A 24465-nucleotide genomic window follows, 5' to 3' on the forward strand; every position below is an offset into this window, starting at 1 on the left:
TGGAAACCCGTACCCCCACGGGGCGGCAAGGCGACGACCCCTCGGCGGAAGGGGAGCACATGCGTTTCCGTGACCGTGCGCACGGCGGCCGGGAACTGGCCGGGCACCTGCGCATCCTCCAGGAGAAGGGGACGCTCCCGGATCCGGTGGTCCTCGCCCTGCCCCGCGGTGGTGTCGCCGTGGCACGTGAGGTCGCGTCGGCGCTCGGCGCGCCGCTCGACGTGCTGGTGGTCCGCAAGATCGGGGCACCGTTCCACGAGGAGTTCGGGGTCGGCGCCCTCGCGGGCGACGAGCCGCCGTTCTTCGACCCCCGGGCCCTGGAGCAGTTGGGTCTGGACGCGGCCGAGCTGGCGCCCGTCGTGGCCCGGGAACGGACGGAGCTGCACCGCCGTGAGGAGCGCTACCGCGGTCACCGGCCGCCCACCGAACTGCGGGGGCGTACCGCCGTCCTCGTCGACGACGGACTGGCCACCGGGTCGACCGCGCGGGCCGCCGTGCGCGCGGTCCGGCACCGGGAGCCCGCGCGGATCGTCGTCGCCTCGCCGGTCTGCTCGCACGAGGCGTGCGAGCTGCTGCGCCGCGAGGCCGACGACGTGGTGTGCCTGCTGCGGCCGAGCCCGTTCCACGCGGTCGGCCTCTGGTACGAGGACTTCGAGCAGCTGACGGACGAGGACGTGCTGGAAGCGCTCCGCGGCGGCTGACACGGCGGGACGTCGTCGGTGGACCGCGGACCGCGACCATGACCCCCGGCCGCGCGGCCGGTGCCGGGAGACCGGCGTCACGGCGATCAGTGTGGCCAAGAGCCCGGAGGGGCGGAAGAATCGCCGCACCGGACCGTGCCGCACCGCAGCGAAGGGGACCTGACGCATGGACGAGCAGGACGAGCGCTTCGACGTCGTCGTTCTCGGAGCGGGCCCCGGCGGTTACGTCGCCGCCGTCCGGGCCGCCCAGCTGGGCAAGAGCGTCGCCGTCGTGGAGGAGAGGTACTGGGGCGGCGTCTGCCTGAACGTCGGCTGCATCCCCACCAAGGCCCTCCTGCGCAACGCCGAGCTCGCGCACATCTTCACCCGTGAGGCCAAGACCTTGGGCATCAAGACCGAGGGCGAGGTCTCCTTCGACTACGGCGAGGCCTTCCGCCGCAGCCGCCGGGTCGCGGACGGCCGGGTCAAGGGCGTCCACTACCTGATGAAGAAGAACAAGATCACCGAGTTCGACGGCCGAGGCACCTTCCTCGACCCGCACACCCTCCAGGTCACCGACCACGAGGGCACGACCCGCACGATCGGTTTCGAGAACTGCGTCATCGCCACCGGCGCCACCCCCAGGCTGCTCCCCGGCACCCGCCGCACCTCGCGCGTCGTGACGTACGAGGAGCAGATCCTCGCCGAGGAGCTGCCGCGGTCGATCGTCATCGCGGGCGCCGGGGCGATCGGCGTCGAGTTCGCCTACGTGCTGCACAACTACGGGGTGAAGGTCACCGTCGTCGAGTTCCTGGACCGCGTCGCCCCACTGGAGGACGCGGAGGTCTCGGCCGAACTGGCCCGCCAGTACCGCAAGCTGGGCATCGACGTGCTGACCTCCACCCGCGTCGGCGCCATCGACGACTCCGGTCCGCAGGTCCGCGTCACGGTCACCGCCAAGGACGGCACCCAGCAGGTGCTGGAGGCCGACAAGCTGCTCCAGGCGATCGGCTTCGCACCCAACGTCACCGGCTACGGCCTGGAGAACACCGGCGTCCGCGTCACCGAGCGCGGCGCGATCGACGTCGACGGCCGCTGCCGCACCTCCGTGCCGCACCTGTACGCCATCGGCGACGTCACCGCGAAGCTCATGCTCGCGCACGCCGCCGAGGCCATGGGCATCGTCGCCGCCGAGACCCTCGCGGACGCCGAGACGATGGAACTCGACTACGCGATGATCCCGCGCGCCACCTTCTGCCGGCCGCAGATCGCCAGCTTCGGCTACACCGAGGACCAGGCCCGCGAACTGGGTCACGACGTCAAGGTGGCCAAGTTCCCCTTCACCGCCAACGCCAAGGCGCACGGCCTCGGTGACGCCGGCGGCTTCGTCAAGCTGATCAGCGACGCCAGGTACGGCGAACTGCTCGGCGGCCACCTCATCGGCCCGGACGTCACCGAGCTGCTGCCCGAGCTGACCCTGGCCCAGCAGTGGGACCTGACCGTCCACGAGGTCGCGCGCAACGTGCACGCGCACCCGACGCTCGGCGAGGCGGTCAAGGAGGCGGTGCACGGACTGGCCGGCCACATGATCAACATGTGAGCCGAATGCCGGTCCCCCGCAGGTCACGGGCCCTTCCTCGCCCCGACGCGGCGCCCCCGGTCGTCACCCGACCGGCGTAATCCGAATGGCGGCACCCGAGCGGCGCCCGGACGCTGGAAGTCGCCCGCAGGGACACCTGTACGGGGACGGAAGGGACGGCCGCCATGGCTCAGCACGCTGCACATCCGACGGGAAGCACGCACACCGCGCCGACGGACCGCCGCGAAGGATGGGTGACCGGGGGCGTCACGTTCGCCGGAGTGCTGATGTTGTGCGCCGGCGTGCTGGCGGTGCTCCAGGGCATCGCGGCGATCGCCGAGGACAACGTCTACGCCCGCGTCGGCGCCTACGTCTACGAGCTGAACCTCACCGGATGGGGCTGGATCCACCTGGCCCTGGGCGTCCTGGTGGCGGTCACCGGCTGGGGTCTGCTGGTCGGCCAGTCCTGGGCGCGCTACGCCGGTATCGCGCTCGCCGCGATCAGCCTGATCCTGCAGTTCATCTTCCTGCCGTACCAGCCGGTCTGGTCGGTCGTCATGATGGCGATCGACGTGTTCATCATCTGGTCGCTGGCCACCTGGCGGGAGGCCCCGGCCACGACCCGCTGAGGTCTGCCCGACAGACGGGGCGGCTCCCCTCGGGAGCCGCCCCGTGGTGATCCGGGACGGCGCAGGACAGCGAAGGTCGATGTCGGATTCCCGCCAGCCTCCATGCGTCGCATGGACGATGCTGGAGGCATGCAGAAGGGGATGCACACCGACGCCGACCGCTGTCTGCGGGCCGTGCGGTCCAAGGACGCCCGCTTCGACGGCTGGTTCTTCACCGCCGTCCTGACCACCGGGATCTACTGCCGGCCCAGCTGCCCGGTCGTCCCGCCCAAGCCGGAGAACATGGTGTTCCACCCGAGCGCGGCGGCCTGCCAGCAGGCCGGCTTCCGGGCGTGCAAACGCTGCCGCCCGGACACCAGCCCCGGCTCCCCGGAGTGGAACCGCCGCGCCGACCTGGTCGCCCGCGCCATGCGGCTCATCGCCGACGGCGTCGTGGACCGCCACGGCGTCCCCGGGCTCGCCGCCCGGCTCGGCTACAGCGCCCGGCAGATCGAACGCCAGCTGCTCGCCGAACTGGGCGCGGGCCCGCTGGCCCTGGCCCGCGCCCAGCGCGCCCAGACCGCCCGGCTGCTCGCCGAGACGACCGCGCTGCCCATGGCGCAGATCGCCTTCGCCGCCGGCTTCTCCTCGCTGCGCACCTTCAACGACACCGTCCGCGAGGTCTACGCCCTCACCCCCAGCGAGCTGCGCGCGCGGGTACCGAGGGGACACGCCGGGGGCACCCCCGGAGCCCTGTCCCTGCGGCTGCCGTTCCGCGCACCGCTCAACCCCGACAACCTCTTCGGCCACCTCGCCGCCACCGCCGTACCCGGAGTGGAGGAGTGGCGGGACGGCGCCTACCGGCGCACGCTCCGCCTCCCCTACGGCCACGGCATCGTCGCGCTCACCCCGCACCCCGACCACATCGCCTGCCGCCTCACCCTCGCCGACCTGCGGGATCTGCCCGTCGCCATCAGCCGCTGCCGCCGGATGCTCGACCTGGACGCCGACCCGGTCGCGGTCGACGACCAGTTGCGCGCCGATCCCGTGCTGGCGCCGCTGGTGGACAAGGCCCCCGGCCGGCGGGTGCCGCGCACGGTCGACGAGGCCGAGTTCGCGGTCCGGGCCGTGCTGGGGCAGCAGGTCTCCACGGCCGCCGCCCGCACCCACGCCGCCCGGCTGGTCACCGCGCACGGCGAGCCCGTGGAGGACCCCGAGGGCGGACTCACCCGTCTGTTCCCTTCCTCCGAGGCCCTGGCGGCCGTCGACCCCGAGTCGCTCGCCATGCCCCGCACCCGCCGTACGACCTTCACCACGCTCGTCGGCCGACTCGCCGACGGCTCGCTCCGGCTGGGCGTGGAGAGCGACTGGCCGGAAGCCCGCGCCCGGCTGCTGGCCCTGCCCGGCTTCGGCCCCTGGACGGCCGACGTCATCGCCATGCGCGCCCTCGGCGACCCCGACGCCTTCCTCCCCACCGACCTCGGCATCCGCCGAGCGGCCGGTGAGCTGGGCCTGCCGTCCACACCGGCCGCGCTCACCGCGCGCGCCGCCGCATGGCGCCCCTGGCGGGCGTACGCGGTCCAGTACCTGTGGGCGACCGACAGCCACCCCATCAACTTCCTCCCGGTGTGAGCGAACCGCGCGACCACCCTTCCAAAGGACCCCCGATGCGACAGCACAGCGTCATCGACAGCCCCTACGGCCCCCTCACCCTCGTCGCCGACGACGGCGTCCTGAGCGGCCTCTACATGACCGAGCAGCGGCACCGCCCGGCGCAGGAGACCTTCGGCGGACGCGACGAGACACCGTTCGGTGAGACCGTCGACCAGCTCACGGCCTACTTCGAGGGCGAGTTGAAGGACTTCACCGTCGAACTGCGCCTGAACGGCACACCGTTCCAGCGCTCCGTCTGGGACCGGCTTCGCCGCATCCCGTACGGCGAGACCCGCTCGTACGGCGAACTGGCCGAGGCCCTGGGCAATCCCCAGGCCTCCCGCGCGGTCGGCCTCGCCAACGGCAGGAACCCGATCGGCATCATCGTCCCCTGCCACCGGGTGATCGGCGCCGGTGGCGGCCTCACCGGCTACGGCGGCGGCCTGGAACGCAAGCAGCGCCTCCTGGACTTCGAACGCGGCGCGGCCCTCTTCTGACGCCCGCCCCGACTCCTGGTGCCGCATCAGCCAACGTTCGCCCTGGTGTGTCGTTTGCACGCCGGCGCAAGGGCCTTATCGCTGAGATGCCCGAAGCGTCGAGCGGTATGTCGGGGCAAGCCTCATCGCCTCGCTACCATTCCGGCATGCTCCACATAGACGTGCCTGATCCCGTGGTCGACCTGCTGCCGGGTGCACTCTTGCTGTTCGCCTTGGTGGTGCTCATCTGGGAATTCGCCCGTAGTAGTGGACGGGAAGTCAGGAAGCCGTGGCTCCTCTCTGCCGTGGCGGCGATCATCATTGCGGAGGTGCTCTGGCCCTGACAATGAGTTCGGTACAGCGGCGAAGGTTGTGAACAGGGCGAACGTTGCCTGATACGGCGCTAGCCGACGAGGGAGCGCAGGAGTCGCGGCAGCGCGGTCCCGATCGGCTCCCTTACGATTTCGTCGGCCAGTTCGTCGTACGGCGTCGGTTCGGCGTTGACGACGACCAGCCGTGCCCCGTGGTCGGCGGCGACACCCGCGAGTCCGGCGGCGGGCTGCACCTGGAGGCTGGTGCCGACCGCGATGAACACCTGGCATGCCTTGGGCCACGGTAGTTCGGGATGCCGGAGTCGCAAGGTGTGGGCAGATGTAACACCGACCGCTGGGACGGGTAGGCGCACTGGGCTCAGCCGCCCATAACCCACCGCACCGTCGCGACCACTCCGAACAAGAGGGCCGGTCCTGCCCACAACCACCGCATGACCCGGCGCACCGGCGGCAGTACCCACAACACCGCCGCCGCACCGGCCGCCCCGATGGTGAGGACGCACGACAGGACGATGCCTGCGTACGCGTCGTCGTCCCAAGGCCCGGACGGCTGGATGGTCAGCGCCGTCCAGCAGAAATACGCGGCGATGAGGGTGAGCAGGATGAGTGGTACGGCGAGGACCAGGCGGAGGCAGCCGCGGTCGTCGTCCACGTGGGAAGAGCTGGTCATCAGCGCAGTGCGCTCCTTGCGTCGTCCAGATTGTTCATGAAGCCACGCCCGTACGCCCGGGCGTCGTCGGCCTGCCAGTACGGGCCACCGTTGTAACGAGAGGCGAGCTCCTGGTATTGAGCTGGGGTCATTTCCTCGGCGGGCACGTTGGCGAACTCGCTCTCCGTCTTGAGCTGGGCCAGGTACTCAGAGGCGATGAAGATGTTCTGTGCGGGATCCTGGAGGGAATCTTCCACCACGTTGCGCTGCTGGTCGGTGAGGTGGTCGGGGTCGTAGCCCAGGACCTCGGCGCCGCGTCGCACCTGGATGGCGATGGGTCCCATGGAGGTGTTGTCGGGGTCGCCGCCGAGGCGCCAGGGCAGGCTCTCGGGGGCGATCGGGCTGAGGGGGGAGTCGGCCTGTTCGCGGATGGTGTCGGTGATGTCGTCGAGGACGCCGGGCTGTCCGCCGATCTCCTGCCAGGCGATACCGGCGACCATGTCCGGCGGGAGCCCCCAGTTCCGGCGCCGCTGAGGAGGGCGACGAGGGGCGTGCTCAGGGGGTCGAGGGTAGGGCGGTGACGAAGGGTCGGCGAACCGATATCCGGGCCGGCGGGGCGACGTTGCTGCCGGGGTCCGCGCACGGCGGCGGTCGATGTGCCGCTCGACGCCGAGTTCGTCGTCGACGGCATGGCGCTCGCGGGCGTCGACGGTCCGCCGGACGCCGTGGAACTCGTCCTGCGCGACCACGTCCAGCGCGGCCACCGGACGGAGGCAGGGGTCGCCGCGCGAGGGGACGCCGGGCCGCGCGACGCGGAGGGCTGAACCCGCCGGTCTCCCGGCCCCGCTCCTCGCGACGGGTCAGCCGGCCCGGTGGCCGTTCTCCAGCTCGACCGTCTCCGAGCCGTTCGCCAGGGCGTCCAAGGCGGCCAGCACACGGCGGCCCGTGGCGCCGGGCATAAGCTCGGGGACCTCGTCGGGAGCGACGAACCGCCACGACAGCAGCTCCTCCTCCTGCAACCGGATCGCCTTGATGTCCTCCTCGCCGAGGACGCCGCCGTCGTAGAGGTAGGCCACCAGCGGCGGCCGTGCCGTGCCGTGCACCCAGTCCACCGCGAGCAGGCGCCCCGGTTCGCGGTCCAGACCGATCTCCTCGGCGGTCTCACGGCGCGCGCCCTGCCGGGGCGTCTCGCCGTCGTCGGACTCGATGGTGCCGCCCGGCAGAGCCCAGCCCTCGCGGTAGTTGGGCTCGACGAGCAGCACCCGTCCCTCGGCGTCGCGGAAGAGCGTCGCGGCACCGGCGAGGACGCGGGGCAGGCTCGCGATGTACGTGGCGAAGTCAGCAGTGGTCACCCTGGCAAGGGTAACCAGCGCACGGGGCCGCCTTCCCCGGCGCACGACGACACCGAACGCGCCTCCCGCCCCACGGCGGCGGCCCGCGCCGAGGGCGTCTAGGCCTCCGCCGTCGCCAGGCGCAACGTCCGCTCCGCCAACTCGCTGATGCGGACCCCGTCGAAGCCGAAGACGGCGCTGCGCACGGTGTCCTCCAGCGGCTCCTTCCACTGGTCCGGGATCGCCTCCGCACCGGTCAGCACCCCGGCCACCGAACCCGCCGTGGCACCGTTCGAGTCGGTGTCCAGACCGCCCCGCACGGTCAGGGCGATGGTGCGGGTGAAGTCGCCGTCGCCGTACAGCAGCCCGGCGGTGAGCACGGCGGCGTTCGGGACCGTGTGGATCCAGCCCAGCCCCGCGGTCTCCTCGCCCACCGTGGTCAGCGTGTCCTCCCACGTCATCCGCGTCTCGTGCAGCGACATGACCCGCCGGACCGTCCGGGCCAGCCGGCTGCTCGCCGGGACGACGCCGAGCGCCTCGTCCAGCGCCTGCCGCACGGTCGACACGGTGAAGGCCGATGAGACCAGCGCCGCCGCCCACATGGCGCCGTAGACGCCGTTCCCGGTGTGCGACAGCACCGCGTCCCGGCGCGCCAGCGCGGCGGCGCGACGGGGCTCCCCGGGACAGGTCCAGCCGTAGATGTCGGCGCGGATGAGCGCGCCGATCCACTCCTGGTACGGGTTCTCGTACGTCGCCGTGAGCGGCGGCTTCAGACCGCTCGCCAGGTTCCGGTACGCGGCCCGCTCGGCCGTGAACGTCTGGAGGTACGGCAGCCGCAGCAGCCACAGGTCGCCGACCTGCTCGGTGCTGAAGCCGAAGCCGTGGGTCTCCAGCAGGTGCAGTCCGAGGATCGCGTAGTCGACGTCGTCGTCACGGCAGCTGCCGTGGATCCGTCCGCGGACGCACTCGCGCCATTCCGGACGGAGTTCGGGCCCGGTGACGCCGGGAGGCGGCTCGGGGAGGTAGTCGGTCAGGGGCAGGGCGGACGCCTGCCGCAGGTAGTCGTCGATGCGGTGCCGCGTCCACAGGTCGCCCTGCTCGACCGGTTTGCCCAGCATGTTGCCGGCGATCCGGCCGAGCCAGCCCCCCAGTACGCGGTCGGCGAGCTCTGGCTCGGTGCCCTCAGGGGTCATAGCTCCGGTCTACCCACTTCCGGCCACCGCAACGGGCCTTTCCGGCCTCCCGCCCGGCGATCGCGCGGACCGGGCGGGGTATGACGGCGGGGGTGTCCTGCGGTTAAGGTCGCAGCGGCGCGACTGGCCCTGACAGACACGGGCCCGGAGAGCGAGGGGAAGAGAAGGTGGCTGACGCTGTGGACGGTGCCCGTGGGGTGCTCATCGCCGCGGACAAGTTCAAGGGGTCGCTGACGGCCGTGCAGGTCGCCGCGCGGGTGACGGCCGGGCTGCGCCGCGTCGTGCCCGACCTCGCCGTCGAGGCGCTGCCCGTCGCCGACGGCGGCGACGGGACCGTGGACGCGGCGGTCGCGGCGGGCTTCGAGCGGCGTGAGGTGCGGGTCGCGGGTCCCCTCGGGGACCAGGTGACGGCCGCGTTCGCGCTGCGCGGCGACACCGCGGTCGTGGAGATGGCCGAGGCGAGCGGACTCCAGCGGCTGCCCGCAGGAGTTTTCGCCCCCCTGACGGCCTCCACGTACGGCTCGGGAGAGCTGCTGCGGGCCGCCCTCGACGCCGGGGCGCGCACGATCGTCTTCGGGGTCGGCGGCAGCGCGACCACCGACGGCGGCGCGGGCATGCTGGCCGCGCTCGGGGCGCGCTTCCTGACCGCCGAGGGCGAGCCGGTGACGCCCGGGGGCGGAGGACTGGCCGAGCTGGCCTCCGCCGACCTGTCGGACCTGGACCCGCGGCTCTCCTCGGTCGAGCTGGTGCTGGCCAGCGATGTCGACAACCCGCTGACCGGGCCCAAGGGCGCGCCCGCGGTGTACGGCCCGCAGAAGGGGGCGTCCCCGGACGACGTGGCGGCGCTGGACGCGGCGCTCGGGCACTTCGCGAAGGTTCTGGAACGGACCCTGGGGTCCAGGGCGGCCGAGCACGCCGCGGCGCCCGGGGCCGGTGCGGCGGGCGGCATCGGGTACGGCGCGCTGCTGCTCGGGGCGCGCTTCCGGCCCGGCATCGAGGTCATGCTCGACGTGCTGGGCTTCGCGCCCGCGCTGGAGCGTGCGCACCTGGTGATCACCGGTGAGGGCTCGCTGGACGAGCAGACCCTGCACGGCAAGGCCCCGGCGGGCGTCGCGGCGGCGGCGCGGGCGGCGGGCAAGGAGGTCCTCGCGGTGTGCGGGCGTCTCACGCTGACGCCCGAGGCGCTTCAGCGGGCGGGAATCCGGCGCGCGTACCCGCTGACCGACATCGAGCCGGACGTGGCGAAGTGCATCGCGGACGCCGGCCCGATCCTGGAGCGCACGGCGGAGCGCATCGCCCGCGACCACCTGACCTGACCGGCCTGAGCACCCGGCCCGACCGGACGGTGCTCGGCCCCTTGAGCCTGGGCACCCCGCCCCTCTGCGCGCACTCCCGCCCGGTTTCGCCGCCCACTCCGGGGTGGGCGTCCGGAGCGCCGGAATCCCCGGCCGGGGCGCTCCCGGTCCCGTCCGGCGGCGAGCCACACTCCGGCCCGGTCGCTTCCGCGCCGAGCCGCGCACGACCCCCCAAGAACGGACAGGGGCCCCGAACCTCACAGGTTCGGGGCCCCTACGTCACGGATGACCGCGCGGCAGCGCTACGGCAGCTGCGCCGCCCGTGCCTCACGCCGGTTGTCGCGGAAGTTGTTCACCCGCCGGGCCGTGGCGAACAGCGGGATCACCGCGCCCATGACCAGCTGAAGCGCACAGCCCGTCTGGAGCAGCAGCTGGCCGCTGGGAGCGCCGAAGGCCCAGGCCACCAGCAGACCCATGCTGAGCACGATCCAGGCGAGCATCGCACCGGCCAGGCGGCCCCGCGGCTTCGGGTACTCGACGCGGCTCACCATCAGCCACGCGGTGCCCAGGATCGCCAGCAGCGTCGCCGCGAACGGCAGCTCCAGCAGCACGATGGCCACGACCGTCAGCGCCCCGAAGGGACTGGGCATGCCCTGGAACATGCCGTTGGTCGGCGTCACACAGGAGAATCTCGCCAGCCTCAGCACGACGGCCAGCAGTACGACGATCGCGCCGACCGCCGCCACCCGCTGGTGCGCGTCGTCGGCGACCATGCCGTAGACCAGGACGAAGTACGCCGGGGCCAGGCCGAAGCTGATCAGGTCGGACAGGTTGTCCAGCTCGGCGCCCATGGGGGAGGAGCGCAGCTTGCGCGCGACCAGGCCGTCGAACAGGTCGAAGACAGCCGCGCAGAGCATCAGGATCACCGCGGTGGCCGCGCTGTGGCGGGCCATGCCGCTCTCCTGGCTGCCGGTGAGGTGCGGGATCAGGATGCCGGTGGTGGTGAAGTACACCGCCATGAAGCCGCACGTGGCATTGCCGAGGGTGAGGGTGTCCGCTATCGAGAGGCGGAGAGAGAGCGGCATCTCCTCCTCTTCGTCGGACTCCTCGGCCTCGGGCACCCAGCCCGCCTGGGTCTCCGGGTCAATCACGGTCAATTCGAGTCACCCCAGCCACGGTCTTCTGACCGACCTCGACCGCGACCTCCACGCCCTCCGGCAGATAGAGGTCCACACGCGAGCCGAAGCGGATCAGTCCGATCCGGTCGCCCTGCTCGACCTTCGTGCCCTCGGGCACGTAAGGCACGATACGCCGGGCCACGGCGCCGGCGATCTGGATCATCTCGATGTCGCCGAGCTCGGTGTCGAAGTGCCACACGACCCGCTCGTTGTTCTCGCTCTCCTTGTTGAAGGCGGGAACGAAGCCACCGGGGACGTGCTCGACGGACGTCACGGTGCCGGCCAGGGGAGCGCGGTTGACGTGGACGTTCAGCGGGCTCATGAAGATCGCGACGCGGGTGCGTCCGTCCTTCCACGGCATGATGCTCTGCACCACACCGTCGGCCGGCGAGATGACGCGGCCCTGGGTGATCTCACGCTCGGGGTCGCGGAAGAACCACAGCATCCCCGCCGCGAGCGCGGTGGCGGGAACGGCGACGGCCTTCGCCGCGCCGGAGCGGCGGGCGCGGGCCAGGCTGAGGGCGGCGGTGGCGACGGTCGGCAGAAGCCACGGCGATGCTCCGCGCGCGAGGCGTACGCCGACCAGGCTGTCGCGAGGTGCAGAGGTTTGGCTGTGGGGCATGGATGACCTTCGTAGCGGATGATGCCGCGCTTCTGACGGGGGACGGCGGCTTTCCCGCGATCGTAGCGGCTATGTGCCACAACTGGGTAAGCCAGGAAGCCGAGTCGGCGGCCGGAGAGTGCCTACGGGGTGTGATCTTCTTCTCGAAGAAAACACCCCGTTTCCGGACAATCAGCTCTGGAGTCGATACTCCTCGAGCAATCGCCGCCCGATGATCATTTTCTGGATCTCGGCGGTGCCTTCGCCGATGAGCAGCATCGGGGCCTCGCGGTAGAGGCGCTCGATCTCGTACTCCTTGGAGAAGCCGTAACCGCCGTGGATCCGGAAGGCATCCTCCACGACCTCTTTGCAGTACTCCGAGGCCAGGTACTTCGCCATCCCGGCCTCGAGGTCGTTTCGTTGCCCGGAGTCCTTCTTGCGCGCGGCGTTCACCATCATGGCATGTGCGGCCTCCACCTTGGTAGCCATCTCGGCGAGCTTGAACTGGATGGCCTGGTGCTGTGCGATCGGCTTGCCGAAGGTGTGCCGCTGCTGGGCGTACCGGACGCCGAGCTCGAACGCGCGCTGGGCGACGCCGCAGCCGCGAGCCGCCACGTTGACGCGGCCGACCTCCACGCCGTCCATCATCTGGTAAAAGCCGCGTCCGGTGACCCCGCCGAGCACGCGATCGGCGGGAATCCGCAGACCGTCCATGATGAGCTCGGTGGTGTCGACACCCTTGTAGCCCATCTTGTCGATCTTGCCGGGGATGGTCAGGCCGGGCCGGACCTCGCCGAAGCCGGGCTCCTTCTCCACCAGGAAGGTCGTCATCGACTTATGGGGCGCGGTGCCCTCGGGGTGACCTTCGTCACTTCGCACCAGGATGGCGACGAGGGACGACGTGCCGCCGTTGGTCAGCCACATCTTCTGGCCGTTCAGGACGAACTCGTCGCCGTCGCGGACCGCCTTGGAGGTGATCGCCGAGACGTCCGAGCCGAGACCCGGCTCGGACATCGAGAAGGCGCCGCGGATGTCGCCGGCCGCCATCCTGGGCAGGTAGTGGTCCTTCTGCTCCTGGGTGCCGTGCTGCTTGAGCATGTACGCCACGATGAAGTGCGTGTTGATGATGCCGGAGACCGACATCCAGCCGCGGGCGATCTCCTCGACGCACAGGGCGTACGTCAGCAGCGACTCGCCCAGACCCCCGTACTCCTCGGGAATCATCAGGCCGAACAGGCCCAACTCCTTGAGGCCGTCGACGATCTCCTGCGGGTACTCGTCACGGTGCTCCAGCCCGGTGGCGACCGGAATGATCTCTTTCTCCACGAAGTCCCGGACCGTGGAGAGGATCTCCTGCTGGACGTCGGTCAGACCGGCGGTCTGGGCGAGTCGCGCCATCGCTACTTCCCCTGTTCCTTTTCCTCGAGTTCGGGCCGGCCCGGCTGCTCGCCGCCGCGCTCCTTGATGTACGTCTCGGTGGGGACCATCACCTTGCGGCGGAACACGCAGACCAGCGTGCCGTCCTGCTTGTAGCCCTTGGTCTCCACGTGCACGATGCCGCGGTCGTTCTTCGACTTCGACGGCCACTTGTCCAGCACGGTCGTCTGGCCGTAGACGGTGTCGCCGTGGAAGGTCGGTGCCACGTGCTTGAGCGACTCGATCTCCAGGTTGGCGATCGCCTTGCCGGAGACGTCCGGCACCGACATGCCGAGCAGCAGGGAGTAGACGTAGTTCCCGACCACGACGTTCCTGCCGAAGTCCGTCGTCTTCTCGGCGTAGTTGCTGTCCATGTGGAGCGGGTGGTGGTTCATGGTGAGGAGGCAGAAGAGGTGGTCGTCGTACTCGGTGACCGTCTTGCCCGGCCAGTGCTTGTACGTCGCCCCGACCTCGAACTCCTCGTAGGTGCGCCCGAACTGCATCGCCTCACGCCTCCGGGATCTCGAACGAGCTGGTGCGCTGCATGCCGGCGGCACGGCCCTTGCCGGACACGACCAGCGCCATCTTGCGGCTGGCCTCGTCGATCATCTCGTCGCCGAGCATCGCCGAGCCCTTCCTGCCGCCCGCCTCGGACGTGTAGTAGTCGTACGCGTCCAGGATCAGCTCGGCGTGGTCGTAGTCCTCCTGGGAGGGCGAGAAGATCTCGTTGGACGCCTCGACCTGGCCCGGGTGCAGCACCCACTTGCCGTCGAAGCCGAGCGCGGCGGCGCGCATCGCGACCTCGCGGTAGCCGTCGACGTTGCGGATCTGGAGGTAGGGGCCGTCGATCGCCTGGAGGTTGTTGGCGCGGGCGGCCATCAGGATCTTCATCAGGATGTAGTGGTAGGCGTCCGCCGGATAGCCGGGCGGCTGCTCGCCCACGACCAGGGACTTCATGTTGATGGACGCCATGAAGTCGGCCGGGCCGAAGATGATGGTCTCGACCCGCGGCGAGGCCTGCGCGATCTCGTTGACGTTGTTCAGGCCCCGCGCGTTCTCGATCTGCGCCTCGATGCCGATCCGCCCGACCTCGAAGCCCATCGTCTTCTCGATCTGCGTCAGCAGCAGGTCCAGCGCGACGACCTGCTGGGCGTCCTGCACCTTCGGCAGCATGATGCAGTCGAGGTTGGGTCCCGCCCCCTCGACCACGGTCACGACGTCGCGGTACGTCCACTCCGTCGTCCAGTCGTTGACGCGTACGACCCTGGTCTTGCCCGTCCAGTCGCCCTCGTTGAGGAACTTGACGATGGTGTGCCGCGCCTCCGGCTTGGCGAGCGGCGCACAGGCGTCCTCCAGGTCGAGGAAGACCTGGTCGGCCGGGAGGCCCTGCGCCTTCTCCAGGAAGCGGGGATTGCTTCCGGGGACCGCGAGACAGGAGCGCCGCGGACGCAGGCGGTTGACAGGCGAAGTCATGCGGGGACCTCCAGGGGGTCGAGCTTGTTCGCTTTGCGGATCTCGTCGACGATACGGCCGATGATCCCGGTGATGTCGAAGTCCTTCGGGGTGAAGACCGCGGCCACTCCGGCGGCCCTGAGCTGCTCGGCGTCGCCGTTCGGGATGATCCCGCCGGCGATGACCGGGATGTCGGGCGCCCCGGCACCGCGCAGCCGTTCCAGCACGTCCGGCACCAGCTGGGCGTGCGAGCCGGAGAGGATGGAGAGCCCGACCGCGTGCACGTCCTCCGCGAGGGCCGCGTCGACGATCTGCTCGGGCGTCAGCCGGATGCCCTGGTAGACCACCTCGAAGCCGGCGTCCCGCGCGCGCACCGCTATCTGCTCGGCGCCGTTGGAGTGCCCGTCCAGGCCCGGCTTGCCGACCAGGAAGCGCAGCTTGCCCACGCCCAGGTCCTGAGCCGTCAGGTTCACCTTGCGGCGCACCTGGGACAGGGCGCTGCCCTCCTCGACGGGGACGGCCACCGGTGCCGACGAGACACCCGTCGGGGCGCGGAACTCGCCGAACACCTCGCGCAGGGCCCCGGACCACTCGCCGGTCGTGACCCCGGCGCGGACGCACTCCAGGGTGGCCTCCATGAGGTTGCCGGTGCCCTTGGCGGCCTCCTTCAGCCGGTCCAGCGCCTTGCAGGGGCGAGGGTGGTTGAAGGGGGGCTGGTAGCGGGTGTCGCGCCAGTTCCCCAGGGCGCCGACGACACGGGCCTCGACCGCCGGGTCGACCGTCTGGATCGCGGTGTCCAGGTCCGAGGTCAGCGGGTTCGGCTCGGTCGTCTCGAAGATGTTGACGCCGATGATCTTCTCCTGGCCGGACTCGATCCGCCCCCGGCGCTCCGCGTGCGAGGAGACCAGCTGCGACTTGAGGTAGCCGGACTCGACGGCGGCCATCGCGCCGCCCATCTCCTGGATGCGCTCCATCTCGGCCAGCGACTCCGTGACGAGCTCGCCGACCTTCGCCTCGATCACCGTCGAGCCCGCGAAGATGTCGTCGTACTCCAGCAGGTCGCTCTCGTGGGCGAGCACCTGCTGGATGCGCAGGGACCACTGCTGGTCCCAGGGGCGGGGCAGGCCGAGGGCCTCGTTCCACGCGGGCAGCTGGACGGCCCGCGCGCGGGCGTCCTTGGAGAGGGTCACGGCCAGCATCTCCAGGACGATGCGCTGGACGTTGTTCTCCGGCTGCGCCTCGGTCAGGCCGAGGGAGTTGACCTGCACGCCGTAGCGGAAGCGGCGCTGTTTGGGGTTCTCGATGCCGTACCGCTCGCGCGTGACCTGGTCCCAGATCCGCCCGAACGCCCGCATCTTGCACATCTCCTCGATGAAGCGGACACCCGCGTTCACGAAGAAGGAGATACGGGCCACGACGTCCCCGAACTTCTCCTCGGGAACCTGCCCCGAGTCGCGTACGGCATCGAGAACCGCGATCGCGGTGGACATCGCGTACGCGATCTCCTGCACCGGTGTGGCGCCCGCCTCCTGCAGGTGGTAGCTGCAGATGTTGATCGGGTTCCACTTCGGGATGTGGGAGACCGTGTAGGCGATCATGTCCGTGGTCAGCCGGAGTGAGGGCCCCGGCGGGAACACGTGCGTCCCCCGCGACAGGTATTCCTTGACGATGTCGTTCTGGGTCGTGCCCTGGAGCTTGGTGATGTCCGCGCCCTGCTCCTCCGCGACGACCTGGTAGAGCGCCAGCAGCCACATGGCCGTGGCGTTGATGGTCATCGAGGTGTTCATCTGCTCCAGGGGGATGTCCTGGAACAGCCGGCGCATGTCACCGAGGTGGCCGATCGGCACCCCGACCCGGCCGACCTCGCCGCGGGCGAGGATGTGGTCGGAGTCGTACCCGGTCTGCGTCGGCAGGTCGAACGCCACCGACAGACCGGTCTGTCCCTTTGCGAGATTGCGCCGGTACAGCTCGTTGGACGCCTCGGCCGTGGAGTGACCGGCGTACGTGCGCATGAGCCACGGCCGGTCCTTCTGACGCTCAGTCATGCAGCGCTCCTCAGACGTTCCGGAAGCGGTTGATCGCGTCGATGTGCCGGTCGCGCATCTCCTGGTCGCGCACGCCGAGACCTTCCTCGGGAGCGAGGCACAGCACGCCGACCTTGCCCTGGTGGGCGTTGCGGTGGACGTCGTGCGCGGCCTGGCCGGTCTCCTCCAGCGCGTAGACCTTGGACAGCGTCGGGTGGATCTTGCCCTTGGCGATGAGGCGGTTGGCCTCCCAGGCCTCGCGGTAGTTGGCGAAGTGGGAGCCGATGATCCGCTTCAGGGACATCCACAGGTAGCGGTTGTCGTACTGGTGCATGTACCCCGAGGTCGAGGCACAGGTGGTGATCGTGCCGCCCTTGCGGGTGACGAAGACACTCGCGCCGAAGGTCTCCCGGCCGGGGTGCTCGAAGACGATGTCGATGTCCTCGCCGCCGGTGAGTTCCCGGATGCGCTTGCCGAAGCGCTTCCACTCCTTCGGGTCCTGGGTGTTCTCGTCCTTCCAGAACCGGTAGCCCTCGGCGCTGCGGTCGATGATCGCGTCGGCGCCCATCGACCGGCAGATGTCCGCCTTCTGCTCACTGGAGACGACACAGACCGGGTTGGCGCCGCCGGCCAGCGCGAACTGGGTGGCGTACGAGCCGAGTCCGCCGCTCGCGCCCCAGATCAGGACGTTGTCGCCCTGCTTCATGCCGGCGCCGTTGCGGGAGACCAGCTGCCGGTACGCGGTGGAGTTGACCAGGCCCGGGGCCGCGGCCTCCTCCCACGACAGGTGGGCGGGCTTGGGCATCAGCTGGTTGGACTTGACCAGCGCGAGTTCGGCGAGACCGCCGAAGTTGGTCTCGAAGCCCCAGATGCGCTGCTCGGGGTCGAGCATCGTGTCGTTGTGGCCGTCGCTGGACTCCAGCTCGACGGACAGGCAGTGCGCGACGACCTCGTCACCGGGCTTCCAGGAGTTGACGCCCGGGCCGGTGCGCAGGACGACACCCGCGAGGTCGGAGCCGATGATGTGGTACGGCAGGTCGTGGCGCTTGGCCAGCTCGCTGGTGCGGCCGTAGCGCTCCAGGAAGCCGAAGGTGGACAGCGGTTCGAAGATCGAGGTCCACACCGAGTTGTAGTTCACCGACGAGGCCATGACGGCCACCAGGGCCTCACCGGGACCCAGTTCCGGCACCGGGACCTCGTCCAGGTGGATCGACTTGCGAGGGTCCTTGTCGCGGGTCTCGAGGCCCGCGAACATCTCCGTCTCGTCCTTGTGCACGGTGATCGCGCGGTACGACTCGGGGAGCGGCAGAGCGGCGAAGTCGGCCGGCGTGGAGTCGGGCGACTGGATCGCGTCCAGGATGTCCATCACGGTCACGGTGTTGCCTCCGGCGGTGAGCGCCCCCGAAGGGAGGGGCGCTGAGGGTTACGTCGGGTGCTGCTGAGGGATGAGGGTGTGCCGTCGGTCCGGCGGGTGGTGCCTGTTCGGCAGCGCTTTGTGGCGCGGGAGGTTGCCTGTGACGCAGGCGTCCGGGCGCGCAAACCATCGGTTTGCTGGGACAGCCGGCGTACGAAAGGTCGCTGCACGCCGGCCGCCCGGACACCATCAACGTATGGCACCCCGTGTCATACGGCAAGGCACTGGGTGCCAGGACTTGCTCTCAGATGAAATCTTTACGTAACAAATGAGCGATGATCGATCGAATCGGGTCTCAGGACGCGCCGAAAAGATGCCCTGACATGCCAAAACGGCCACCCGGGCGGGTGGCCGTCGTCACAGGCGCGGGGCGGCTCAGCGGTCCTTGAGCGCCTCCTCGATGGTCCTCATGACCTCTTCCAGCGGGGCGTCGGTGCGGGCGACCGTCACCAGCACCTCCCCGTGCGCCGAGACCGAGGCCGGAGCCGGCTTCGGTGCCGCCGTCGAACGCCCTATCCCGATGCCCGTCCCGAACGTCCTGCGCACGATCGCGAAGGCGTGGTCCAGCTGGGCCTCCACGTCCCCCTGGGCGCCCGCGCGCAGCCAGCGCCGCAGGACGTGGTTGTGGGCGGTGACGACGGCGGACGCGGCGACCTCGGCAAGCAGCGGGTCGTCGTTGGCGTCGTCGTCGTGGGCGTGCTCGTCGAAGTGGCCGAGCAGATAGCGCGTGAACAGGCGCTCGTAGCGGGCCACCGAGGCGATCTCCGCCTCGCGCAGGGTGGGCACCTCACGCGTGAGCTTGTAGCGGGCGACCGAGATCTCCGGGCGGGCCGCGTACATCTTCATGACCTCCTTGATCCCGCGGCACACCGTGTCGAGCGGGTGCTCGTGCGCGGGTGCCGCGTTCAGCACGGCCTCCGCCCTGATCAAGGTGTCGTCGTGGTCCGGGAAGATCGCCTCTTCCTTGGAGCGGAAGTGGCGGAAGAAGGTGCGGCGGGCGACGCCCGCCTGGGCCGCGATCTCGTCGACGGTGGTCGCCTCGTAGCCCTTGGTCGCGAACAGCTCCATCGCCGCGGCCGCCAGTTCCCGGCGCATTTTCAGCCGTTGGGCGGCGGCACGACCGCCCGCGGCGCTCTCCGGCGCGTCGGACGAGGCGGGTGTACGTGAGGACCTGGCGGGCTGGGGCATGCCCTGAACGTACTGCATGTGCCCAGCTCGATGCGCAGGTCCGGGGTTTCCCCCACCCCTGCCGGGCGGGGGTCCGCCGGGCCGGGCGGCCGGGGAACGGCTGCCGGGCGCGAGCAGTCCGCCCCATTCCCCGCCCGTCCTGAACCCGTCGCCGGACCGGCCGGGCGGCCCCTCGTGGAGCGGGCCGGAGCCCCGGGGCCGGGCCCGCGCGTCGGAGGGCTCGCCCGCCGGTGAACCCTCGGCGTCGCGCGACGGGCGCGGGGCCCCGGCGACCTTCCCCGGCGGGGTCGCGCCGTGCCGCCCGCCGGGGCCGGATCGATCCACGGGAGACCCCTAGCGGCGGGAGTACTCGCGGAAGCCGCGGCCCGTCTTGCGGCCCAGGCAGCCCGCGGCGACCAGGTGCTCCAGCAGGGGCGCCGGGGCCAGTCCCGGGTCGCGGAACTCGCGGTGCAGGACCTTCTCGATGGCCAGCGACACATCGAGGCCGACCACGTCCAGCAGCTCGAACGGGCCCATGGGGTAGCCGCCGCCCAGCTTCATCGCCGCGTCGATGTCGTCCAGGGACGCGTAGTGGTCCTGCACCATCTTGATCGCGTTGTTCAGGTACGGGAACAGCAGGGCGTTGACGATGAACCCGGCCCGGTCGCCGCAGTCCACGGCGTGCTTCCTGACCTTGGCGCACACCTCACGGACGGTGGCGTGGACGTCGTCCGCGGTGAGCACCGTGCGCACGACCTCGACCAGCTTCATCGCCGGGGCCGGGTTGAAGAAGTGCATACCGATCACGTCCTGCGGCCGCGAGGTGGCACGGGCGCACGCGACGACCGGCAGCGACGAGGTCGTCGTCGCCAGGACCGCGCCGGGCTTGCAGACCTTGTCCAGCGCGGCGAACAGCTGCCGCTTGACCTCCAGGTCCTCGGCGACCGCCTCGACGGCCAGGTCGACGTCCGCGAACGCGTCGTACGAGCCCGCCGGGGTGATCCGCTCCAGTGTTTGCGCCGCCGCCTCGGCCGTCAGCCGGCCCTTGTCGACGGAGCGTGCCAGGGACTTGCCGATACGGGCCTTGGCCGCGGCGGCCTTCTCCTCGCTGCGGGCGGCGAGGACCACGTCGTACCCGGCCTTCGCGAACACCTCGGCGATGCCCGACGCCATGGTGCCGGAGCCCGCGACACCGACCGAGCGGACCGGGCGGCCCGGCGTGAGGTTCCCGCCCTCCCGCGGCGTCAGCGCGTCCGGCACGACCGTCGCGCTGCCCGGGGCCTCGTAGGTGTAGAAGCCGCGGCCCGCCTTGCGTCCCGTCAGGCCCGCCTCGCTGAGCTGCTTCAGGATCGGCGCGGGGGCGTGCAGACGGTCGCGGGACGCCGTGTACATGGCCTCCAGGACGGTACGCGCGGTGTCCACGCCGATCAGGTCGAGCAGGGCGAGCGGGCCCATGGGCAGCCCGCAGCCGAGCCGCATCGCGGCGTCGATGTCCTCGCGGGAGGCGTACCTCGCCTCGTACATCGCGGCGGCCTGGTTCAGATACCCGAAGAGCAGCCCGTCGGCGACGAATCCGGGCCGGTCCCCGACCGCCACGGGCTCCTTGCCCAGCTCGATCGCGAGGTCCGTGACGGCGGCGACCGCCCCCGGCGCGGTGAGCACCGAGGAGACCACCTCGACCAGCTTCATGGCCGGGGCCGGGTTGAAGAAGTGCAGGCCCAGCACGCGCTCCGGGCGGGCCGAATCGGCGGCCAGGCGCGTGACGGACAGCGCGTTGGTGCCGGTCGCGAGGATGGTCTCCGGGCGCACCACACCGTCCAGTTCGCGGAAGATCTGGTGCTTGATCTCGTACGACTCCGGGGCCACCTCGATCACCAGGTCGGCGTCGGCGGCGGCGCGCAGGTCGGTGGAGGTGCGGACGCGGGCGAGGGCGTCCGCGCGCTCCTGTTCGGTCAGGCGCCCGCGCTGGACGGCGCGCGCCGTGGAGGACTCCAGGGCGGCGACACAACGCACCGCCTGGGACTCGCTGATGTCGATGCCGACGACCTCGCGGCCGGCCCTGGCGAGGACTTCGGCGATGCCGGTGCCCATGGTGCCCAGGCCGACGACGGCGATGGTCCGGAGCGGGGACAGAGGACGGTCGGACAGGGGAGTGGCCATCGCGGGACTCCTGGAAAATGAGGTGACGACTGGGAAATCGCGCCCGGTCGCGTCATGGACGCGACGGATGCGTGAGGAGTGCGGGTGATGCCGGGCTGCCGAGCGCACAGGCCCGGTGCCGTCTCCGCGGACGTGCACACGCCCGGGAACGGTGATGACCGACCGGCCCTGTCCCGGGGCCGAGTCGCACTGCGGTACCTGAGGTACCGGACCGACTGCTCTCGCGAGCGGCTGCGTCACCAGGCCGTCGCGAGCAGGATGCGAGCGGGTAACTCGCTCTGATGAGCTTAACTCGCGGGTAACGAGCGCGCCAGCCCTTGTCCCTGTGATCCGGGTCCCTGACGCCGAGATCGTTTGTACGCTCGCCCCATGGACGAAGAGTTGCGAACGCTCACGGAGCGCTTACGGCGGGAGTCCGGGGGCTCCGCGGAGTACGAGCGGCTGGCCGCCACCGAGGAACCCGGCGAACTCGCCGCAGTGCTCGTCGCGCCCGGCCGGCCGCTGTGGGCCAGGGAGTTGGCCGCCTTCCGGCTGGGCCTGGCGGGCGACCGGCGGGCTTTCGAGTCCCTCGTCCTGCTCCTCAACCACCGCGATCCACCGCGCTGCGCCTCCGCCGCCCACGCCCTCGCCCGGCTCGGCGACCCGCGCACCGCCCGAGCGGCCGCGGCCCTCGCGACGAACGAACTGCGCGTCGCCTACGCGCTGCACCCGGTGCGCCTGCTCGTCGAGTTGCGCGCCCCGGAGTCCGTGCCCGCGCTGATCACCACGCTGCGTCGCCGGCTGCGCCCGCACGACCCGTACCGGCGCGTGGCCCTCGCGTGCGTGGAGGGCCTCGGGGAACTGGGCGACAGCCGGGCCGGTCCCGTACTGGGCGAGGCCCTCGCGTTCGCGGAACTGACGGAGGCGGCCGTGACGGCGCTCGCGCGGATTCCGGGGCCGCGACGGGGCAAGGAGCCCGGGGCGGCGGCATCGGATGACTAACCTGCCTCGGTCAACTCCCGCGCGTACCGCACCTCCGGGACCTGGACCCCGTCCACCTCGAACGGCTCCTGCGCGCCGTCCGCCGCGAAACCCGCCCGTTCGTAGAAGCGACGGGCGGCGGTGTTGTCCCGGAGCACCCACAGCAGCATCCGCCGGTGCCCGGAGGCCCGGCACCGTCGTACGGACTCGCTCAGCAACGCGTGTCCGATGCCCTCGCCGTACCGCTCGGGGTGCACGTAGATCGCGTACAACTCCGCGTCCGCGGTGCGTACTTCGCCGTCGCGGTAGGGGCCGTGGCAGGCCCAGCCGACGACCTCGCCCGCCCGCTCGGCGACCAGGTTCACCACCGTGCCGTCGCCCTGCCCGAAACGGGCCCGTCGCCGGTCGGCGTCCTGCCGCACGCTCAGCGCGTCCAGGTAGGACTGCGGCATCAGGCCCCGGTAGGCGCTCCGCCAGCCGCCGACACGGATCTCGGCCACCCGGCCGCAGTCGGCGAGAGCCAGCTCCCGCACCCGCGGCCCGGTCACAGGGCCGTCACCGCCGGGGGTGCTCCCGCGCACTCGTGGGAGCACCGCTCGGCGGCGACCGCGTCGGGGGCGGGAATCCTGGTCGGCTGACTCATGCGTCCATGGTGGACCATGAGCACCGGCCGGGCCCCCGACGGGTCGTCACCTCGACGCCTCAGCCGCGGAAGCCCAGCAGCCTGTGCAGCGTCGCGCCCCGCGCATCACCGGCGGACTTCTCGGCCGACGGCTCGGGTGCGGGCAGCGCCGCGCAGAACGCGTCGGCCTCCCCGCCACCGCGCGGCACCGTGCCGTCGGTCAGGTACGCCGTCAGATGCCGGTCCAGGCAGTCGTTCCCGCTCAGCGTGATGCCGTGGTTGCCGCCGTCCTCCTCGACCACCAGGCTGGAGCCGCGCAGCAGCCTGTGCATCGTCGCGCCGCCCTGGTACGGCGTGGCCGCGTCGTGTGTCGCCTGGAACAGCAGCACCGGAGGCAGCTTGTCGTTGGCCACCTCCACCGGCCCCAGGGAGTCGGTCGGCCAGAACGCGCAGGGCGCGTTGTACCAGGCGTTGTTCCAGGTCATGAACGGCGCCTTCTCGTGCGCCGCCCAGTTGTCCTTGCGCCACTGCGCCCAGTCGCGCGGCCAGCCGGCGTCCCGGCACTGCACGGCCGTGTAGACGCTGTAGCCGTTCTCCTGGGCGGCGTCGGCCGCGCCGAGGTTCTCGTACGCGTCGACCAGCGGGGCGGTCCTCCCGTCGTTCACGTACGCCGCGAACGCCTCGGCGAGGAAGGGCCAGTAGCCGTTGTAGTAGCCGCCCGGCAGGAAGGTGTCCTCCAGCTCGGACGCGCCCACCGTGCCGCCCGCGGGCTTCTCCGCCAGCGCGGCCCGCATCGCGTACCACCGGGCCTCGACCTCTTCCGGATCGCTGCCCAGCCGATAGGCGGCGTCGTGCTCGGCGACCCACGCCATGAAGGCCCGGTGGCGGTCGTTGAAGGCGTGGTCCTGTGCGAGGTTGGCCTCGTACCAGACCCCGTCCGGGTCGACGACGGAGTCGAGGACCATACGCCGCACCCGGTCCGGATGGAGCTTGGCGTAGACCGCGCCGAGGTAGGTGCCGTACGAGTAGCCGAGGTAGCTGATCTTCGGGGCGCCGAGGGCGTGCCGGATCAGGTCGATGTCGTGGGCGGCGCCGAGCGTGTTCATGTGCGGCAGTTCGCTCGCGTACTTCCTGCCGCAGGCGTCGGCGAAGGACCTGGCGCGCGCCAGGTCGGCCTGCTCGACGGCCGGGGTGGCCGGCACGGAGTCGGCGCGCACCGGGTCGAAGTGGCCCGGAGCGCAGTTCAGCGCGGGCTTGCTGCCGCCGACGCCGCGCGGGTCGAAGCCGATGACGTCGTACTGGGCCGCCACCGACTCGGGCAGCGAGGAGGCGACGAACCCGGCGAGCTTCAGACCGCTGCCGCCGGGACCGCCGGGGTTGACCAGCAGCGGTCCCTGGTACGTCTTCGCGGTGTGCGGGATCCGGGACAGGGCAAGGGTGATCTTCCGCCCGTCGGGGTCCGCGTGGTCCAGCGGCACCTCCAGGGACGCGCACTGGAGCGTCGGATGGTTCGCGGTGGCGCACTTCTTCCAGGCCGGCCCGGTGACGTCCGGGGCGCTCGCGCGGGCGGGGACGGCCGCGAACGTCCCGGCCACCACGACCGCGGCGCCGCACAGCGCGGCTGCACGTTTCTTCAAGGGGGGTCCTCCCAGGACGGAGGGTTGCGGACCGCGAG

24 protein-coding genes and 1 pseudogene are annotated in these 24465 nt (G+C 71.2%); 9 read left to right on the forward strand and 16 right to left on the reverse strand.

What is annotated here, in order from left to right; translation table 11 throughout:
- Window positions 1-59 precede the first annotated feature (59 nt).
- The 6 genes from ACWCPM_RS15090 to ACWCPM_RS15115 all read left to right on the forward strand — a co-directional run bounded on the left by ACWCPM_RS15090 (window position 60) and on the right by ACWCPM_RS15115 (window position 5340).
- Entirely contained in the window at window positions 60-701 is a 642-nt protein-coding gene (locus tag ACWCPM_RS15090) for a phosphoribosyltransferase (protein ID WP_450976595.1), read from the forward strand.
- Between the two features lie 166 nt (window positions 702-867).
- A complete protein-coding gene (lpdA, locus tag ACWCPM_RS15095; protein WP_450976596.1) occupies window positions 868-2280 on the forward strand; it encodes a dihydrolipoyl dehydrogenase in 1413 nt (470 codons plus the stop codon).
- A gap of 164 nt (window positions 2281-2444) precedes the next feature.
- A complete protein-coding gene (locus ACWCPM_RS15100; protein WP_450976597.1) occupies window positions 2445-2888 on the forward strand; it encodes a DUF7144 family membrane protein in 444 nt (147 codons plus the stop codon).
- Window positions 2889-3017: 129 nt separating this feature from the next.
- On the forward strand, window positions 3018-4499 hold the full coding sequence (locus ACWCPM_RS15105) for an AlkA N-terminal domain-containing protein (RefSeq protein ID WP_450976644.1): 1482 nt from the start codon (window positions 3018-3020) through the stop codon (window positions 4497-4499).
- A gap of 35 nt (window positions 4500-4534) precedes the next feature.
- The gene (locus ACWCPM_RS15110; RefSeq protein WP_450976598.1) at window positions 4535-5017 is read left to right on the forward strand and encodes a methylated-DNA--[protein]-cysteine S-methyltransferase; all 483 of its coding nucleotides are present in this window, start codon (window positions 4535-4537) and stop codon (window positions 5015-5017) included.
- Window positions 5018-5163: 146 nt separating this feature from the next.
- Window positions 5164-5340: a hypothetical protein gene (locus ACWCPM_RS15115; protein WP_450976599.1), complete on the forward strand. Its 177-nt coding sequence runs from the start codon at window positions 5164-5166 to the stop codon at window positions 5338-5340.
- Between the two features lie 59 nt (window positions 5341-5399).
- Here ACWCPM_RS15115 and ACWCPM_RS15120 read toward each other — a convergent pair.
- The 3 genes and pseudogenes from ACWCPM_RS15120 to ACWCPM_RS15130 form a co-directional block, all read right to left on the reverse strand.
- Window positions 5400-5603 (reverse strand): annotated as a pseudogene (locus ACWCPM_RS15120) (NAD-dependent deacetylase); the annotation flags it as partial.
- 83 nt (window positions 5604-5686) lie between these two features.
- Window positions 5687-5998 (reverse strand): hypothetical protein, encoded by a 312-nt coding sequence (locus tag ACWCPM_RS15125; protein WP_450976600.1) that lies wholly within the window; start codon window positions 5996-5998, stop codon window positions 5687-5689.
- Window positions 5998-6477: a hypothetical protein gene (locus tag ACWCPM_RS15130; RefSeq protein WP_450976601.1), complete on the reverse strand. Its 480-nt coding sequence runs from the start codon at window positions 6475-6477 to the stop codon at window positions 5998-6000. Before ACWCPM_RS15130 ends, ACWCPM_RS15125 begins: the two co-directional genes overlap by 1 nt.
- A gap of 156 nt (window positions 6478-6633) precedes the next feature.
- On the opposite strand from ACWCPM_RS15130, the gene ACWCPM_RS15135 reads away from it, so the two are divergent.
- Window positions 6634-6801 (forward strand): DUF2191 domain-containing protein, encoded by a 168-nt coding sequence (locus ACWCPM_RS15135; RefSeq protein WP_450976602.1) that lies wholly within the window; start codon window positions 6634-6636, stop codon window positions 6799-6801.
- A gap of 36 nt (window positions 6802-6837) precedes the next feature.
- Here ACWCPM_RS15135 and ACWCPM_RS15140 read toward each other — a convergent pair whose 3' ends face one another.
- Together ACWCPM_RS15140 and ACWCPM_RS15145 are read right to left on the reverse strand one after the other, a co-directional pair.
- Window positions 6838-7329: an NUDIX domain-containing protein gene (locus tag ACWCPM_RS15140; protein ID WP_450976603.1), complete on the reverse strand. Its 492-nt coding sequence runs from the start codon at window positions 7327-7329 to the stop codon at window positions 6838-6840.
- Window positions 7330-7427: 98 nt separating this feature from the next.
- Window positions 7428-8501 (reverse strand): ADP-ribosylglycohydrolase family protein, encoded by a 1074-nt coding sequence (locus ACWCPM_RS15145; protein ID WP_450976604.1) that lies wholly within the window; start codon window positions 8499-8501, stop codon window positions 7428-7430.
- A gap of 167 nt (window positions 8502-8668) precedes the next feature.
- Between ACWCPM_RS15145 and ACWCPM_RS15150 the strand changes: the two genes are divergently transcribed.
- Complete coding sequence (locus tag ACWCPM_RS15150; protein WP_450976605.1) at window positions 8669-9817, forward strand: glycerate kinase; 1149 nt, start codon at window positions 8669-8671, stop codon at window positions 9815-9817.
- Between the two features lie 281 nt (window positions 9818-10098).
- On the opposite strand, the gene pssA is transcribed toward ACWCPM_RS15150, so the two are convergent.
- The 9 genes from pssA to ACWCPM_RS15195 form a co-directional block, all read right to left on the reverse strand.
- Entirely contained in the window at window positions 10099-10953 is an 855-nt protein-coding gene (gene pssA / locus ACWCPM_RS15155; RefSeq protein ID WP_450976606.1) for a CDP-diacylglycerol--serine O-phosphatidyltransferase, read from the reverse strand.
- On the reverse strand, window positions 10940-11596 hold the full coding sequence (locus ACWCPM_RS15160) for a phosphatidylserine decarboxylase (protein ID WP_385375265.1): 657 nt from the start codon (window positions 11594-11596) through the stop codon (window positions 10940-10942). The genes pssA and ACWCPM_RS15160 overlap by 14 nt, the downstream gene beginning before the upstream one ends.
- 171 nt (window positions 11597-11767) lie before the next feature.
- Complete coding sequence (locus ACWCPM_RS15165; protein WP_450976607.1) at window positions 11768-12973, reverse strand: acyl-CoA dehydrogenase family protein; 1206 nt, start codon at window positions 12971-12973, stop codon at window positions 11768-11770.
- A 2-nt stretch (window positions 12974-12975) separates the two neighbouring features.
- Window positions 12976-13494: a MaoC family dehydratase gene (locus ACWCPM_RS15170; RefSeq protein ID WP_450976608.1), complete on the reverse strand. Its 519-nt coding sequence runs from the start codon at window positions 13492-13494 to the stop codon at window positions 12976-12978.
- A 4-nt stretch (window positions 13495-13498) separates the two neighbouring features.
- Window positions 13499-14464 carry an HpcH/HpaI aldolase/citrate lyase family protein gene (locus ACWCPM_RS15175; RefSeq protein WP_450976609.1) on the reverse strand — a complete coding sequence of 322 codons (966 nt, stop codon included), beginning with the start codon at window positions 14462-14464 and terminating at the stop codon, window positions 13499-13501.
- A complete protein-coding gene (locus ACWCPM_RS15180; RefSeq protein WP_450976610.1) occupies window positions 14461-16488 on the reverse strand; it encodes a protein meaA in 2028 nt (675 codons plus the stop codon). The genes ACWCPM_RS15175 and ACWCPM_RS15180 overlap by 4 nt, the downstream gene beginning before the upstream one ends.
- Window positions 16489-16498: 10 nt before the next feature.
- The gene (gene ccrA / locus ACWCPM_RS15185) at window positions 16499-17836 is read right to left on the reverse strand and encodes a crotonyl-CoA carboxylase/reductase (RefSeq protein ID WP_450976645.1); all 1338 of its coding nucleotides are present in this window, start codon (window positions 17834-17836) and stop codon (window positions 16499-16501) included.
- Between the two features lie 420 nt (window positions 17837-18256).
- Window positions 18257-19087: a TetR family transcriptional regulator gene (locus tag ACWCPM_RS15190; RefSeq protein WP_450976611.1), complete on the reverse strand. Its 831-nt coding sequence runs from the start codon at window positions 19085-19087 to the stop codon at window positions 18257-18259.
- A gap of 315 nt (window positions 19088-19402) precedes the next feature.
- Window positions 19403-21208 (reverse strand): 3-hydroxyacyl-CoA dehydrogenase family protein, encoded by a 1806-nt coding sequence (locus tag ACWCPM_RS15195; protein ID WP_450976612.1) that lies wholly within the window; start codon window positions 21206-21208, stop codon window positions 19403-19405.
- Window positions 21209-21577: 369 nt separating this feature from the next.
- Here ACWCPM_RS15195 and ACWCPM_RS15200 point away from each other — a divergent pair, with 369 nt between their 5' ends.
- Window positions 21578-22189: an adenylosuccinate lyase gene (locus ACWCPM_RS15200; protein WP_450976613.1), complete on the forward strand. Its 612-nt coding sequence runs from the start codon at window positions 21578-21580 to the stop codon at window positions 22187-22189.
- Here ACWCPM_RS15200 and ACWCPM_RS15205 read toward each other — a convergent pair.
- Both ACWCPM_RS15205 and ACWCPM_RS15210 read right to left on the reverse strand, forming a co-directional pair.
- On the reverse strand, window positions 22186-22716 hold the full coding sequence (locus ACWCPM_RS15205; RefSeq protein WP_450976614.1) for an N-acetyltransferase family protein: 531 nt from the start codon (window positions 22714-22716) through the stop codon (window positions 22186-22188). The genes ACWCPM_RS15200 and ACWCPM_RS15205 overlap by 4 nt on opposite strands.
- A 154-nt stretch (window positions 22717-22870) precedes the next feature.
- The gene (locus ACWCPM_RS15210; protein ID WP_450976615.1) at window positions 22871-24427 is read right to left on the reverse strand and encodes an alpha/beta hydrolase; all 1557 of its coding nucleotides are present in this window, start codon (window positions 24425-24427) and stop codon (window positions 22871-22873) included.
- Window positions 24428-24465: the final 38 nt, after the last annotated feature.

It is taken from the genome of Streptomyces sp. NPDC002309 (assembly GCF_053593375.1).

Bases quoted from the DNA above. Each gene is read 5' to 3' on its own strand.
- lpdA (WP_450976596.1), top strand. From the start codon at position 868: ATGGACGAGCAGGACGAGCGCTTCGACGTCGTCGTTCTCGGAGCGGGC.
- ACWCPM_RS15125 (WP_450976600.1), bottom strand. From the start codon at position 5,998: ATGACCAGCTCTTCCCACGTGGACGACGACCGCGGCTGCCTCCGCCTG.
- ACWCPM_RS15090 (WP_450976595.1), top strand. From the start codon at position 60: ATGCGTTTCCGTGACCGTGCGCACGGCGGCCGGGAACTGGCCGGGCAC.
- ACWCPM_RS15170 (WP_450976608.1), bottom strand. From the start codon at position 13,494: ATGCAGTTCGGGCGCACCTACGAGGAGTTCGAGGTCGGGGCGACGTAC.
- ACWCPM_RS15195 (WP_450976612.1), bottom strand. From the start codon at position 21,208: ATGGCCACTCCCCTGTCCGACCGTCCTCTGTCCCCGCTCCGGACCATC.
- ACWCPM_RS15145 (WP_450976604.1), bottom strand. From the start codon at position 8,501: ATGACCCCTGAGGGCACCGAGCCAGAGCTCGCCGACCGCGTACTGGGG.
- ACWCPM_RS15160 (WP_385375265.1), bottom strand. From the start codon at position 11,596: ATGCCCCACAGCCAAACCTCTGCACCTCGCGACAGCCTGGTCGGCGTA.
- ACWCPM_RS15130 (WP_450976601.1), bottom strand. From the start codon at position 6,477: ATGGTCGCCGGTATCGCCTGGCAGGAGATCGGCGGACAGCCCGGCGTC.
- ACWCPM_RS15110 (WP_450976598.1), top strand. From the start codon at position 4,535: ATGCGACAGCACAGCGTCATCGACAGCCCCTACGGCCCCCTCACCCTC.
- ACWCPM_RS15115 (WP_450976599.1), top strand. From the start codon at position 5,164: ATGCTCCACATAGACGTGCCTGATCCCGTGGTCGACCTGCTGCCGGGT.
- ACWCPM_RS15105 (WP_450976644.1), top strand. From the start codon at position 3,018: ATGCAGAAGGGGATGCACACCGACGCCGACCGCTGTCTGCGGGCCGTG.
- ACWCPM_RS15180 (WP_450976610.1), bottom strand. From the start codon at position 16,488: ATGACTGAGCGTCAGAAGGACCGGCCGTGGCTCATGCGCACGTACGCC.
- ACWCPM_RS15190 (WP_450976611.1), bottom strand. From the start codon at position 19,087: ATGCAGTACGTTCAGGGCATGCCCCAGCCCGCCAGGTCCTCACGTACA.
- ACWCPM_RS15165 (WP_450976607.1), bottom strand. From the start codon at position 12,973: ATGGCGCGACTCGCCCAGACCGCCGGTCTGACCGACGTCCAGCAGGAG.
- ACWCPM_RS15100 (WP_450976597.1), top strand. From the start codon at position 2,445: ATGGCTCAGCACGCTGCACATCCGACGGGAAGCACGCACACCGCGCCG.
- ACWCPM_RS15200 (WP_450976613.1), top strand. From the start codon at position 21,578: ATGGACGAAGAGTTGCGAACGCTCACGGAGCGCTTACGGCGGGAGTCC.
- ACWCPM_RS15175 (WP_450976609.1), bottom strand. From the start codon at position 14,464: ATGACTTCGCCTGTCAACCGCCTGCGTCCGCGGCGCTCCTGTCTCGCG.